This window comes from Bradyrhizobium sp. CCBAU 65884 (assembly GCF_028128835.1).
GTDB classification, from domain to species: Bacteria; Pseudomonadota; Alphaproteobacteria; order Rhizobiales; family Xanthobacteraceae; genus Bradyrhizobium; species Bradyrhizobium ottawaense.
The window spans coordinates 307,794-320,606 of the sequence record NZ_LBJU01000134.1; the positions used below are offsets into that span (position 1 = coordinate 307,794).

The following is a 12,813-nucleotide window of genomic DNA, read 5'->3' on the forward strand; positions in this document are numbered from 1 at the left end:
CCTCAATCGATCTGACCCGTTTCACGTCCCGCCGGCAGCATCGCCGGCCGCTCGACGCTGCTCTCGATCTTGACGCGCCGCCCTTCATCGGCGGAGGTCTGGAACGCCTCCATCACCTCTAGCACGTGAAACGCAAGCGCACCGCTGGCGCGGTGCGGACGGTTGTTCAGGATCGCGGATGCCATGTCGGCGACCCCAATGGAGCGGAACTCACCCTCGACATGGCCGTGCGTCAACGGCATCGTTTCCCATTCGCCGCCGGTCCTGGCGAGGTGCACCTCGCCGCCGAAACGGTTCGGGTCCGGCACCTGCATGCTGCCCTTGTCGCCATAGATCTCGATCGGCGCATGCCGGTGCTTCGGTACATCGAAGCTCATCGCGATCGAGATGACTGCTCCGCTCTCGAATTCAAGCGTACCCGCGACATGGGTCGAAACCTCGACCGGGATCAGCGTGCCGTTCATCGGCTGGCTGGTGACCAAGCGCTCCGATTTCGGCCTCGCGGTCGAGCCCATCACGCTAGCGACCGGGCCGAGCAACTGCACGAGATCGGTGATGTAGTACGGCCCCATGTCGAGCATCGGCCCGCCGCCGCGCAAGTAATAGAAGCCCGGCGCCGGGTGCCAGCGCTCATGGCCGGGGCAGCCGAAGAAGGCGCTGCCCGCCACCGGCGTGCCGATCGCGCCGTCGTCGATCAGCTTGCGGGCGGTCTGGTGCCCGCCTCCGAGGAAAGTGTCGGGCGCGCAGCCGACGCGCAGGTTCTTCTGTGCGGCGAGATCGATCACCTTGCGGGCTTCGGCGGCGTTGATGCCGAGCGGCTTCTCGGAATGGACATGCTTTCCGGCATTCAGCACCGCCAGACTGACGTCGGTGTGGGCCAGCGGCACCGTGAGATTGACGACGACCTCGACGTCATCGCGTCTGAGCAATTGATCGACCCGCATCGCCGGCAGCCCGAAAGCGGCACCCTGCCGCTCCGCGACTTCACTGCGCATATCGGCGAGCGCCCTGACCTCCATGACCGGGAAGCGTTGCGCCGCCTTGAGATAGGCGGTGCTGATGACACCGCAGCCGATGATTCCAATTCCGACTTTTCTCATTGTGGTCTCCGTAAGGTCCGTTCATCCCTTGACCGCACCTGCCGTGAGGCCGGCAACGATGTGCTTCTGCGCCAGAAGGAAGAGAATGATCGTCGGCAGGATGGTCAACGTGATGAAGGCCAGGATCAGGTGCCATTCGGACGAATACTCGCCCTGATAGACCATGATGCCGAGCGGCCAGGGGTAGAGCGCATCCGTGTTGAGCATCACCAGCGGCAACAGATAGGCGTTCCAGCTATTGACAAAGGTGATGGTCCCGACGGTCGCCAGGATCGGCCGCGACAGCGGCAACGTCACATAGCGGAAGAACTTGATGTAGCTGCAGCCGTCGACCAGCGCAGCCTCGAGCAGTTCATAGGGAATGTCCTTGAAGAAACGCCGGAGCAGCAGCACGCTCATCGCGAGGCTGAAGGCCACCTGCGGCAACGCAACGCCGAAATAGGTATCGAGCAGCCCGAGATCGCGCACCTTGATGAACAACGGAAGCACCGCGGTCGCCGCCGGAAACAGCAGGCCGAGCGTGAGATAGCTCAGCAGCATCGAGCTGCCGTAGAACCTGACATGGGCAAAGGTGAACGCCGCCATCGAGGCCGTGATCAGGGTCAACACCACCGCGAGCGACGATATGATCAGCGAATTGCGCAGGAGCTGCCAGTAGCGCGCGGAGAACAGGATGTCGGAATAATTCTGCCACTCCCAGTGACGCGGCAAACCGAACGGGTTGACACGCAATTCGCCGAGCGATTTGAAGCCGCCGAGCAACGTCGCGAGCAGCGGCACCAGCACGAAGATGGCCACGATGGCGAGGAACACCGCCTTGAACAGCACGGCGGGATCGACCGGCGTACGAGAGATCTTCGCACTACTCATCGCGCATGAACCAACGCTTGTAGGTAAAGGCAAATGTCACGCAGATCGCGAACAGGATGACGCCGATGGCGCTGCCATAGCCGACCCGCATGCGAGAGATGCCGTTGTTGTAGAGGAAGCTCACCATCGTGTTCGAGGAGTCCGCAGGCCCCCCGCGTGTCAGCGGCATGACGAGGTCGAACAGCTGCAGCGAGCCGACAATGGCGAAAAACACCGAGAGGCGAATCGTCGGATAGAGCAAGGGAATGACGACATGGCGCAGGGCTTGCAGCCGCGTCGCACCGTCGATGCGCGCCGCCTCGATCAGGCTCTTGTCGAGGCTCTGGAGCGCCGCGATGAACAGCATCATGTGGAAGCCAAAATACTTCCACACGATCACGATCAGCACGGCCAGCATCGACGTGTCGGTCGAGGCCAGCAGGTGCGGCGGCTCGGCGCCGAAACTGCGCCAGATCGAGGCGACGAGGCCGTAGTCACCGTCATAGACGAAGCTGAAGATCAGCCCGGTCGCGATCTCGGCCAGGATATAGGGCATGAAGAACAGCATGCGCAGCGCCACCGACCCGCGAAAGCGTTCGGCGAGCATCAAGGCCAGCGTCAGCGCGAGCGGCAGCTGGACCGCGAGCGAGACCGCAATAATCAGCCCATTGTTGCGCAGCGCGAGCCAGAAGGCGCGCGTCTCCAGCACGAAGCGGTAATTGTCGAAGCCGATCCAGTTGGTCGGCCTGCCGAACCCGTTCCAGTTGAAGGCCGAATACCAGGCGGCCTCGCCGATCGGCAGCACCACGAACAGCGTGAACAATAACAGCGCCGGCGGCAGGAACAGGATCAGGACCGTGAAGCGGCCGTCCCAGGCCGGGCCGCGGACCGCGAGCGAAGAGAACGGTGTCTCCGCAACGCCTATCGCGGGCGAATTCGCGATACGCCGCGCCACCGTCAGTTGCCCTGCTTCCACGCCGCCTCGATCGCCTTCGCCGCATTCTGCGGGCTCATGCTGCCACCGGCGATCTCCGCGGTGACGTCGTTGACGACGCGGCCGACCGACGGACCAAGGCTCTGATCATAGAAGTTCTGGTGGTAGTTCGACTTCGCCAGATTGGTCGCGATCAGCTTCATGAAGGCATTGTTGAGACCAGCGTCCGCGCCCTGCACCACCGGGATGATGAAGTTACCCGCCGCAAGTCGCGTCTGCACGTCCTTCGAGACGAAGTACTTCAGGAAATCGACCGCCTCCTTCGGCGAGCCTTTCGTGACCAGCCAGCCGGTGATGCCGCCGAGCGTGTCGGTGGGCGCGCCCTTGCCGCCTGATACCACCGGGAAGTCGAACCAGCAGATCTTGTCTTCGCTCAATCCGACCTTGTCGGCGGCGAGAGCGCGCTGCAAATGATAGACCGTGCTGATCGCGAGCGTCATCGCCGCCTTGCCGTCGCCGAAATAGCCGACGGCCTGCGGATTCTTGAAACCAAGGAAGCCATTCTGAAACGGCTGGAGATCGACGAGTTGCTTGAACAGCTCGCCGGACTTCTGGAAGGTCTCGCCGGCGAAGCCGCTGTCCTCGCCGCGCAATGCAGCGTCGAATGCCGGCTTGCCGCCGATGCGCACCGCAAGATGGGTCCAGTAGAAGTGCAACGGCCATTTGTCGGCGCCGCCGACCACGATCGGGGTCACGCCGGCGGCCTTCAGCGTCTTCACCGCCGCAAGCAGATCGTCCCAGCTCTTGATCCCGGCAGGATCGACTTTCGCCTTGGCCATCAGCTCCTTGTTGCAGAGGAAGCCGACCTGCGACAGCGCGGTCGGCAGACCATAAACGCGGCCGTTAGCGGTGAACGCGGCGAGCGCGGCCGGGGTGAGACTGTCGCTGTATCCCTTCACCTGTTCGGTGATGTCGTCGAGAACGCCTGCCTCGATCTGGGTCTTCAGGACGCCGCCGGCCCAGCTGTAGATGATGTTCGGCCGGTCCTTGGATTGCAGGATGGTCGGCAGCTTGGCCTTGTAGGCTTCGTTCTCGAGAAACTGCATCTCGACCTTGACGCCAGGATGGGAGGCCTCATAGGCGCGCGCGACCTCCTCCCAGATTTTCACCTGGGCCGGATTTGCCTCGATGTGCAGCCACTTTACGATCGTGTCGGCTGCGGCGGCGTCGGCCAAAAGCATGCATGCGGCAGCGGCGAGTCCCAGCTTCCTGAGCAGTCTCATCACATCTCCTCCCGACCGGATCTTATTCTTTGCCGCGATCCTGCTCCCGATTTTTGAGGTACGCAACTAAAATTCTGATCTACGCACCTCACGCGGGACGTGGCTGAAGCCTGCGGATGGGCTGCATGGCAACCGTGCTTCGTTCAGGCTTAGCTGGCGAGCCCCTCGGGGCCTGAGCGTCAACCTTCTGAACTCGTCGTATCGATCGACGGCAAATTCCGAAGCGCTGCCGCCGACGAAAACGGAATGCGCCAGAGATATCCATGCCTGCGGCGAACGAGGCGTGATCGCTGGATCTCAGCCGCTCGCGGCCGGCAAGCCCGGCGTCTGCTGCGGCATGCCGGCGCGGTCGACGAGCACATCCGTGAGTCCCGCCCCCAGCCACATGCCGCCGAGCACGAGCCAGGCGGTGAGTGCGAATACGGAGGCACCGGTCACGCCAGCGCCGACCGCGCAGCCGCCGGCGAGCATCGCACCGAACCCCATCAGCACCGCGCCGAACAGGTAGCGCCGCATGCCGAGCCCGTCCGAGAACCCCTCGAGCTTCAGTTCATGTGCACGCGCCGCGGCCAGAAACGAGCCGAGGAATACGCCGGGAACGATGCCGAGGTCGAAGCCGAGCCGGAGCTGCGCGCTGTTGAGCACCAGCATCAGCAACTCGGCCGAAGGCCCGCTGAAGGTGAGGCTCTTCAGCGTCACCGGCGCGAAGGAAGCCTGCGACAGCTGGTAGGTGAAGAGCCAGCCGGCGACGACGGCCGTTCCGGTTGCGAGCGCGGCAAGGATCAGCCGGCGCGGCAACCGGCTGCGAAAGGCGAAGGCCAGCCCGGCAATCAGCCACAAACCTCCGAATGCTAGCTTCTCGGGCGTGCCGGCACCGAACATGGCCATGATGTCGCGCGACGGACCGCCATCGACCAGCCACAGGTTGGTCACCCATTCACGGGCGGGCGACAGCAGGCCGCGATAGGAGGCTTGCGCGGTCACGGCAAACACCAGCCCCGACAACAAGGCCCGGAGGTTTCCGTTCGCCGAGAGCACCAGCAGCCGGCTGGCGCAACCCCGCGCCAGGATCATCCCGCAACCGAACATCACGCCGCCGAGGAGAGCGCCGGAGATACTGCCCTGCTGCGCGAGCTGGCGCGCCTCGGATATTTCGAGCCAGCCGAGCGCGACAAAACCTTGCGTGCCGACCAGCGCCGCGGCAAAGGTCAGCAGCCAGACCGCAAGGCGCGGGCCGCCCTCGCCGCGGGAGAATTCGACCGCCGCGGCACGCAGGCAGAAGCGGCTGCGCTGCGCGAAGAACCCGAACAGACCTCCGACCACGAGGCCGCCGAACCATGACAGCGAATCTTCACCCAAGAGATCGATGATCAGCGTCAGCACGTCCGCCTCGGTTGGTCCTGCGAGCATGCAATTCTAGCGATCGCGTCGTCGCGTCCCATGAGCCAGATCAAGGCTCGACGTCTCAGGATGCCGGAGCGGAGCGGCCTCATGGCCGTAGATAAGCATATCCCTGCTGTTGCAGCTCGACGAGCCGCACCACGCCGCCCTTCTCGGCCACCACGAAGCCGGGCGTGAGATCGTCCAGCTTGACGCCCTGCGCCTTCATCGTATTGGCGCAGGCATCGAAGCCGACGCCGGCATCGACGAGCTTCGTCATCATCGCAACGGTGTGGTCCTGCGCCGCCAGCGCGTGGAAAGCACGCAGCGCCGGCCCGTGCACGACCAGCCTGATGTCGGCCTTGCCGGATCCGCCAACGCCGTCGACATGGTTCTGCAGATTGCCCAGAACGAAGACGACACGATCGGCATCGGCGAGATGATAGACGACGCGCTGCCGCGCGGGCGTTTCCGTCGCCGCGGACGCCTGGCGCACCGCGAACGCACCAAATAGCCCGGCAAGGCTCGCGCGAAGCATGGATCGACGCTGCATGGTCCCCCTCCTATCGTGCCTGCTTGATGAACTCGGCGATTCGATCGGCGACGTCTTCCGCGAACAGGTCGCGGAAGAAATGATCGGCATCCTCGATCTTGTCGAGTTGCACTCTGCCCCCGCTCGAACCGGCAAGCGAATTGAAGGCCCCTGCTACATCGGGCACAACGCTATCCTTGGTGGCGGCGAGCACCAGCACCGGCAGCTTCACGCGCGCTACGAGCGCGGCCGTGTCCTGGCCGGCATCGGGACCGTAGAATGACGCAAAGGTCCGCGCGGTAACCACGGCATTGCGGCAATAGACGAAGCCCGGCACGTCCATCCACTCCCCGCCGCGGCCGGCCGCAACCGCTTTGGTCGCCAGCTCCAGAAACGGTTCGAGCGGCTTGCCATAGGTCTTGGCGTAGGAGGCGCGCAGATCAGCCTCGGCCTTCGCGGTCACCGGCGCCAGCAACACCCCACCCGCCACCGGCGCGGCTTCGCTTGCAACGAGATACCGTGCGACCTGGTTGCCGCCGCGCGAATGGCCGAACGCGAAGACGAGCCGGGACATGCCCCTCGCCCGCGTGACCCAGGCGCTGATCTCCGCAACTGCATCCTCAACGACATAGTCATGCCGCGCGGTACAGTCGTACATGCCTTTGCGGCGATCGAGCCCCAGCGACAGCGTATGGGCGAGCGAAGCGATGCCGCGCTGCTCAAGCGCCTTGGCAACGCCCTGAATGACCTCCATGTCCTTGTGCGCGAGCGTGCCGTGGGTCATTACGACAAGCGGCGTATCGGGTTTCGTCGAGGCTGGCGTGCGCAGTGTCGCGAGCGTGGTGCGGCCGTCGACCGACAACTCGAGCTCCTGCTCGGCCGCATATGCGGACCCTGCGAACGCGAGCAAGACTGTCAGTCCTATCAACCATCGCATCAGCAGCTTTCTCCTCAGGGCCGGATAATCGTCCAGTTTTTCTCCGCCAAATCCATCAGCGCGGCAACCCCAACCTGCGTGACGCTGACGCCATCGATCAGCGGCGGCCGCTTGTCCTCCTTCGCCGCCAGCGTCTCCAGCGTGTTGCCGCAGGCGATGAAGCTCACATTCGGCATCGATTTCAGGAAATTCCCCAGGCGCTCCTTCACCGGCGAGCGGTCCGCGAGCAGCATGTCGAGGCCGCCGTTGAAAGCGACCACAGCGACTTCGACGTCCTCGCCCTGTCCGGAATAATGCCGCGAGACGTTGGCCGCGACATCGAGCACGGCACGCATCTTGACCGGGTCGTCGTCGCTGATCTGCAGCGCGAGCCTGTGAAATTCGGCCGCCTGGGCCGCGGCCGGACGGATTGCGATGAGCGAGCCAACAGCGAGAGCCGCATGCAGCAGCGCGCGGCGGTTCGCCCGGCCGTGTATCACTCCACGCCCCGCGACTTCTTCTCCTTGCCGTCCTCGGGCGTCACGTCGATAGCGGCAGCGCGCCCGATAATCTTCACCGGGGCGACGCAGTTATTCATGCAGGGGTCTTTCTGCCAGAACGACTTCTCGGTGGTGGCGCGGTCGTCCATCACGAACCCCTGCTCGTTCGGCATCTTGATCGTCGCAAGGGTCTTCTTGTTCAGCTCGAAGTTTTGATCGGTGACGACGTCGTTCAGATAGAGGACGTAAGCGACCAGCGCATAATATTCATCGACGGACAGGGATCCCGTATTGCCGTAAGGCATGGCGTGACGGACGTAGTCGAACACGGTGGATGCGTAGGGCCAGTATGAGCCCACGGTCTTGACCGGATTGTCCGACGTCAGTGAGCCCTTGCCGCCGGCCAGCACCGGCCAGCGGCCGTTCCCCTCGCCGAACTCGCCGTGGCAGCTCGAGCAATTGTCCATGAACAGCTTTTCGCCCTGCATGGCCGTGCCCCTGCCTTCCGGCAGACCCTGGCCGTCCGGGCGCACGTCGATATCCCAGCCGCGGATCTCGTCCGCGGTCGGCGCGCGGCCGATGTGATAGCGGGGACCGCTCTTGGCGTCCGCCTTCTGCTGCGCAAGCGCCGGCGCGCTCAGCACACAGGCGAGCAGCGCGGCTGCAACGAACTTAAGCGACTTCGACATTCTCGACCTCACCATTGGCCTGCACATGCCAGGTCTGGATGCCATTGTTGTGATAGATGGAGTTGACGCCGCGGATCTTGCGCAGCTCCGCCTTGCTCGGCTGCACGTAACCCGTCTCGTCCTGCACGCGCGATTGCAGCAGCAGCGGCTCGCCGTTCCAGTCGAATTCGTAGTAAAAACGCGTCAGCGCCTTGTCGAGAACGGGCCCGTCGAGCCGCGCCGGCCACCAATTTCGGCCGCCGTCGAGCGACACGTCCACGCGCTTGACCTTGCCGTTGCCGCTCCAGGCCAGACCCGAGACGATGGTAAAGCCTTTGCCGTGCTTGATCGGCGCTTGCGGGCTCGGGCTGGTGATCACGGACTTGGCGTCCATCGACCAGGTGAAGCGGCGCGCCTTGCCGCTCGGCATGAGGTCCGTGTATTTCGACGTCTCCTCGCGAGTGTGCCAGGGCTGGTCGCCGACCTTGATGCGGCGCAGCCACTTGACCCAGAGATTGCCCTGCCAGCCCGGCACCACGAGCCGCATCGGATAGCCCTGCTCGGGATAGAGCGCCTCGCCGTTCATCTTGTAGGCGATGATGCAGTCGTCGAGCGCTTTCTCGATCGGCAGACTGCGGTCCATCGCAGCCGCGTCGGCGCCTTCGACCAGCAGCCACTTGCCGCTCGTCTTGACGCCGGCTTCCTCCAGCAGAGTGCGCAGCGAGACGCCGGTGTACTGCACGCAGTGGATCATCCCGTGGGTGAACTGGCAGCCATTGAGCTGGGCGCCGCGCCATTCCATGCCCGAATTCGCCGCGCATTCCATGAAGTGGATGCGGTTGACGCGCGGATAGCGCTTCAGCTCCTCCAGCGTGAGGATCAGCGGACGCTCCACGAGCCCGTGGATCATTAAGCGATGATCGGCCGGGTCGACCTCGGCGATGCCGCCATGATGCCGCTCGAAACAGAGGCCGTTCGGGGTGATGATGCCTTCGAGCTCATGCAGCGGGGTGAAGCTCACCGAGGATTCGCGCGAGGCGGTCAGCCATTCGACGTCGCGCCGGACGACGTCCTTCTCGAATTTCGACGGCTTGCCATACGGGCGCACCGCGACGCCCTCGCCGAGCGACTTGGTCCATTCCGGCACATTGGGCGGCTGGTTGGCGGGATTTCCGCCTGCGGCCGCCGGCCTTGCCAGCATCGTGGCCGCGACGCCGGCCCCGGCGGCCAGGAAGCTGCGACGGGATTGACTGTCCATCTTCGACATCGCTTCTTACGCTCCGGTAACTTTGACGGCCCGGTTGGGCTCGAGCCGAACGGTTTTCTGTCGCGTCAGGTAGTTCGCGACGACGTCCCAGATCGGCGGCCCTTCGGTTCCTTCGTTGACGCTGGCCCAGCCGGCGACCTGATATTCCCTGGCGGGCTCGATCGGCGTGCCGGTCTTGAGGACCTGCATGCCGGAGATGCGCTGCCCCTGCGGCTTGGCGACGTCGATCGCGTAGGAGAGCCCGCCGATCCGCACCATATCGCCGCCCTGTTGATAATAGGGATCGACGTTGAAGAGATTGTCGGCAACGTCCTCGATGATCTCCTTCAACCGCGAACCGGTCATGCCCATGCGGTAGACCGCGGGATAGGTGATCGCGGTGGCGTTGGTGACATCCTCGAAGGTGACGTCCTGCCCCGGCAGCACGCTGGTGCCCCAACGGAAGCCGGGTGAGAGCGCGATCTCGGCGTCGCGTTCCTGCAGCAGCGCCTGGCAGATCAGATCGTCGAACGTACCGTTGAAATTGCCGCGCCGGTAGAGCAGCGAGTCGGTCTTGCCGAGCACCTTGGCCAGATCGGAGGCGAAGGGTTTGCGGACCTCGGCGATCTTCGCGGCCATCTCGGCGTCCGCCGTGATCACATCGGAGAACAGCGGAATGAGCTTGTACCTGAAAGCCTTGACCTCACCGTCGCGAACATCGAGATCGAGCCGCGAGACGAACTTGCCGGACGAGCCCGAGGCGATCAGCAGAGTCTTGCCGACTTTGACAGCCTCGGGCAGCGCGTCATGGGTATGCCCGGTCAGGATGACGTCGATGCCCTTGACGCGGCTCGCGAGCTTGCGGTCGACATCGAAACCGTTATGCGACAGCAGCACGACCAGTTGCGCGCCGCCCTTGCGGGCCTTGTCGACTTGCGCCTGAACGTCCTCCTCGCGCACGCCGAACGACCAGTTCGGAATCATCCAACGCGGATTGGCGACCGGTGTATAGGGGAAGGCTTGGCCGAGCACCGCGATCTTGACGCCGCCACGCTCGATCATGGTCGAGGCGTCGAACGCCGCCTCGTTCCATTCGGTGTCCCGGATGTTGAGGCCGAGGAACGGGAAGCCGAGGCCTTCGATGGCCTGCTTGACGCGCTCGGTGCCGTAGGTGAACTCCCAATGCCCGGTCATGGCGTCGGGCTTGAGCAGCGCCATGCAGTCGATCATGTCCTGACCGCGCGTCTTCAGCGACGACCACGATCCCTGCCAGGTGTCGCCGCCATCGAGCAGCGCGACCTTGTCGCCGCGCTCGGCGCGGATTGCCTTGATCACGGTCGCGGCACGATCGAGGCCGCCGATCCGGCCGTAGCTCTTCGCAAGGGCCTCGAAATCCTCCGAGGTCAGGGCATAAGCCGCCGACGAGCCGGGCGCGATGCCGAACCGGGCGAGAAACTCCTTGCCGGTGACGTGCGGCGGGAGGCCCTTGGCCTCGCCCACGCCGAGATTGGTCGAGGGCTCGCGGAAATAGAGCGGCATCAGCTGACCGTGGATATCGGTCACGTGCACGAGCGTGACGTTGCCGAGCGGCTCGAAGGCCAACAATTCCTCTTCAGTCAAGCGCTGCTGGGCGAACGCGCGGGTCAGGCTGGAGCCCGCACCGGTCGAGAGCCCCGCCGTTGCCGCGGCAACCTGAATGAACTCACGGCGAGAGATCATGCGCAATACTCCTGCAAGCTCAGCGTTTCAGTTGCGCACCGACGGCGTCTCGACCGGCAAGCCGATGCCGCGCCAGGCGACATAGAGCTCGAGCGCGAGGAATTCGTCCGAGAGCGGCTTGAACGGCTCAGCGCGCACGTCGAACATGCAGCCCTCGAAGCGCTCATGCAGCGGCACCAGGCGCTGGTCGCGCAGCCGGTAGGTCGGAAAGCCGTTGGTCTGGCCCTGGCTCAGGAAATCGGCGCGCATGAACTTGCCGTTGTTGCGCTCATGGCAGGATTCGCAGGCGAGATCGAGCTGGCCGTAGCGCGTGTAATAGATCTGCTTGCCGCGATCGAACCAGGGCGACATCGGGCCGTCTGTCTTCACCGCGACCTTCATGCCGTGCGACTGGTAGCGCACGAACGCTGTCATGTCAGTCAGCTCACGGGATTTGAACTTCCAGGGCTCCGCCTTCATGTGCTCGCTGCGGCAGATGTTGATGCGCTGCTCGAGGTTGACCGGCTTCTTCAGCTTGTCGTCCCATTTCGGCATGGCGGAGCCGACGCCCTTCATGCTGGTCTCGGCTTCGCCGTGGCAGCTCATGCAGGACTTGCCCTCACCGCCCTCGACCTTCTTCCAGACATCCGCCGCGCGCTCCACGGCGAGGAAGCCCGGATTTTCGAGATCATCGTCCTGCAGCGCGCGGGTCTCCTTGCTGCGAAACTCGTAGCCGGAGATGATGGTCTTGAAGACGTGGCCGGGCGGCGCCGCGATGCCTTTGCGCTCGGCGTCCTCTGCGACCGCGAGCGTCGCAACCGACGCGGCGGCCACGACCAGAGCGGCCAACCCAACAAATCGTCGCGCCATTGCGTGCCTCCCTCAATGCGCGATGCGCATCATGCCTTGAGCGCAATCTTCTCTTCGGCCGTGATCACCGTGCCGTCGTCATCCGTCCAGGAGAACTTGAACGTGCCGGCTTCGTCGACCCGCGCGTCGAACTGGACGTAGGGATTGGCCGAGATCGCCGGTTCGAGCGCGCAGGAGAACACCGGCTTGCCGTTGAACTCGCAGGCGAACTTGTTGATGATCTTGCGCGGAATGGCCTTGCCCTGTGCGTCCTTGCGCTGGCCGGATTCCATGACATGCGAGACCAGGGTCTTGATCTGGATGACCTCGCCCTTGGCCGCTTCCTTGGGAAGCTTGATGCGCGGTTTGTCTGCCATTGTTCCTCTCCTGACGCCCTTAGCCGCCGCAGCCGCCGATAGTGACCTTGACGGTCTTCTGCTCCATGAACAGCGAACCGTCACTCATCTTCGCGACCGCAATCACGTTCTGCGTGGTCGCGAGCCGGATCCGGATCGAGGCTTCCGCCTTGCCCGACAGCGCTGTGAACGACAGCGTCGCCACGCCCGCATTGGGGTTGCCGTCCGCGATGATCAGAACGTCTTTCACATAGGCGTCCGCCGTCATCGGGCTCTCGATGTTGATCGACAGCGGCACGGTGTTGCCGTTCTCCGCGATCTCCGGCAGGTCGAGCGCGATCTTTCCCTTGGCAGGCTGCTTGCCGCCGGTGAACGTCTCGATCCATTTAGCCGCATCGCCCGTCACTTCGGCATCGGCTGCCAGGGGCATCAGCGTCAGCATGACGAAGCCGCCTCCGAGCGCAAATGCCTGCCGTCGATTGATGGCTTTCATTCCTGATCC

The 12,813-nt window shown here is 64.2% G+C and carries 14 protein-coding genes; all 14 read right to left on the reverse strand.

Annotation, left to right across the window (positions count from 1 at the left end):
- Positions 1 to 2: 2 nt before the first annotated feature.
- The gene (locus XI03_RS39400) at positions 3 to 1,100 is read right to left on the reverse strand and encodes a Gfo/Idh/MocA family protein (protein ID WP_038970456.1); all 1,098 of its coding nucleotides are present in this window, start codon (positions 1,098 to 1,100) and stop codon (positions 3 to 5) included.
- Between the two features lie 21 nt (positions 1,101 to 1,121).
- Positions 1,122 to 1,970, reverse strand: coding sequence for a carbohydrate ABC transporter permease (locus tag XI03_RS39405; RefSeq protein WP_038970457.1), 849 nt, complete (start codon positions 1,968 to 1,970; stop codon positions 1,122 to 1,124).
- Positions 1,963 to 2,904, reverse strand: coding sequence for a carbohydrate ABC transporter permease (locus XI03_RS39410; protein ID WP_028143572.1), 942 nt, complete (start codon positions 2,902 to 2,904; stop codon positions 1,963 to 1,965). Before XI03_RS39410 ends, XI03_RS39405 begins: the two co-directional genes overlap by 8 nt.
- 2 nt (positions 2,905 to 2,906) lie before the next feature.
- The gene (locus XI03_RS39415; protein WP_271595137.1) at positions 2,907 to 4,166 is read right to left on the reverse strand and encodes an extracellular solute-binding protein; all 1,260 of its coding nucleotides are present in this window, start codon (positions 4,164 to 4,166) and stop codon (positions 2,907 to 2,909) included.
- A 297-nt stretch (positions 4,167 to 4,463) separates the two neighbouring features.
- Positions 4,464 to 5,549, reverse strand: a complete 1,086-nt coding sequence (locus XI03_RS39420; RefSeq protein ID WP_271595236.1) for a YeeE/YedE family protein — start codon at positions 5,547 to 5,549, stop codon at positions 4,464 to 4,466.
- A 106-nt stretch (positions 5,550 to 5,655) separates the two neighbouring features.
- Complete coding sequence (locus XI03_RS39425) at positions 5,656 to 6,099, reverse strand: DsrE family protein (protein WP_271595138.1); 444 nt, start codon at positions 6,097 to 6,099, stop codon at positions 5,656 to 5,658.
- A 10-nt stretch (positions 6,100 to 6,109) separates the two neighbouring features.
- A complete protein-coding gene (locus XI03_RS39430) occupies positions 6,110 to 7,015 on the reverse strand; it encodes an alpha/beta hydrolase (protein ID WP_271595139.1) in 906 nt (301 codons plus the stop codon).
- 14 nt (positions 7,016 to 7,029) lie between these two features.
- Positions 7,030 to 7,464: a DsrE family protein gene (locus XI03_RS39435; RefSeq protein WP_442869815.1), complete on the reverse strand. Its 435-nt coding sequence runs from the start codon at positions 7,462 to 7,464 to the stop codon at positions 7,030 to 7,032.
- 26 nt (positions 7,465 to 7,490) lie between these two features.
- Positions 7,491 to 8,183 (reverse strand): c-type cytochrome, encoded by a 693-nt coding sequence (locus XI03_RS39440; protein ID WP_271595141.1) that lies wholly within the window; start codon positions 8,181 to 8,183, stop codon positions 7,491 to 7,493.
- Positions 8,167 to 9,429 (reverse strand): sulfite dehydrogenase, encoded by a 1,263-nt coding sequence (gene soxC / locus XI03_RS39445; RefSeq protein ID WP_028143566.1) that lies wholly within the window; start codon positions 9,427 to 9,429, stop codon positions 8,167 to 8,169. The genes XI03_RS39440 and soxC overlap by 17 nt, the downstream gene beginning before the upstream one ends.
- A 6-nt stretch (positions 9,430 to 9,435) precedes the next feature.
- Entirely contained in the window at positions 9,436 to 11,127 is a 1,692-nt protein-coding gene (gene soxB, locus XI03_RS39450; RefSeq protein ID WP_271595142.1) for a thiosulfohydrolase SoxB, read from the reverse strand.
- Positions 11,128 to 11,154: 27 nt separating this feature from the next.
- Positions 11,155 to 11,976, reverse strand: a complete 822-nt coding sequence (soxA, locus tag XI03_RS39455; RefSeq protein ID WP_271595143.1) for a sulfur oxidation c-type cytochrome SoxA — start codon at positions 11,974 to 11,976, stop codon at positions 11,155 to 11,157.
- A 29-nt stretch (positions 11,977 to 12,005) separates the two neighbouring features.
- A complete protein-coding gene (gene soxZ, locus XI03_RS39460; protein WP_018316049.1) occupies positions 12,006 to 12,332 on the reverse strand; it encodes a thiosulfate oxidation carrier complex protein SoxZ in 327 nt (108 codons plus the stop codon).
- 19 nt (positions 12,333 to 12,351) lie between these two features.
- A complete protein-coding gene (soxY, locus tag XI03_RS39465; RefSeq protein ID WP_271595144.1) occupies positions 12,352 to 12,804 on the reverse strand; it encodes a thiosulfate oxidation carrier protein SoxY in 453 nt (150 codons plus the stop codon).
- Between the last annotated feature and the right edge of the window lie 9 nt (positions 12,805 to 12,813).

What these genes read in the sequence shown, in the direction of transcription:
- XI03_RS39400 (WP_038970456.1), bottom strand. Translation starts at nt 1,100, where the DNA reads ATGAGAAAAGTCGGAATTGGAATCATCGGCTGCGGTGTCATCAGCACC.
- XI03_RS39415 (WP_271595137.1), bottom strand. Translation starts at nt 4,166, where the DNA reads ATGAGACTGCTCAGGAAGCTGGGACTCGCCGCTGCCGCATGCATGCTT.
- XI03_RS39425 (WP_271595138.1), bottom strand. Translation starts at nt 6,099, where the DNA reads ATGCAGCGTCGATCCATGCTTCGCGCGAGCCTTGCCGGGCTATTTGGT.
- soxY (WP_271595144.1), bottom strand. Translation starts at nt 12,804, where the DNA reads ATGAAAGCCATCAATCGACGGCAGGCATTTGCGCTCGGAGGCGGCTTC.
- soxZ (WP_018316049.1), bottom strand. Translation starts at nt 12,332, where the DNA reads ATGGCAGACAAACCGCGCATCAAGCTTCCCAAGGAAGCGGCCAAGGGC.
- soxB (WP_271595142.1), bottom strand. Translation starts at nt 11,127, where the DNA reads ATGATCTCTCGCCGTGAGTTCATTCAGGTTGCCGCGGCAACGGCGGGG.
- XI03_RS39430 (WP_271595139.1), bottom strand. Translation starts at nt 7,015, where the DNA reads ATGCGATGGTTGATAGGACTGACAGTCTTGCTCGCGTTCGCAGGGTCC.
- XI03_RS39440 (WP_271595141.1), bottom strand. Translation starts at nt 8,183, where the DNA reads ATGTCGAAGTCGCTTAAGTTCGTTGCAGCCGCGCTGCTCGCCTGTGTG.
- soxC (WP_028143566.1), bottom strand. Translation starts at nt 9,429, where the DNA reads ATGTCGAAGATGGACAGTCAATCCCGTCGCAGCTTCCTGGCCGCCGGG.
- soxA (WP_271595143.1), bottom strand. Translation starts at nt 11,976, where the DNA reads ATGGCGCGACGATTTGTTGGGTTGGCCGCTCTGGTCGTGGCCGCCGCG.
- XI03_RS39405 (WP_038970457.1), bottom strand. Translation starts at nt 1,970, where the DNA reads ATGAGTAGTGCGAAGATCTCTCGTACGCCGGTCGATCCCGCCGTGCTG.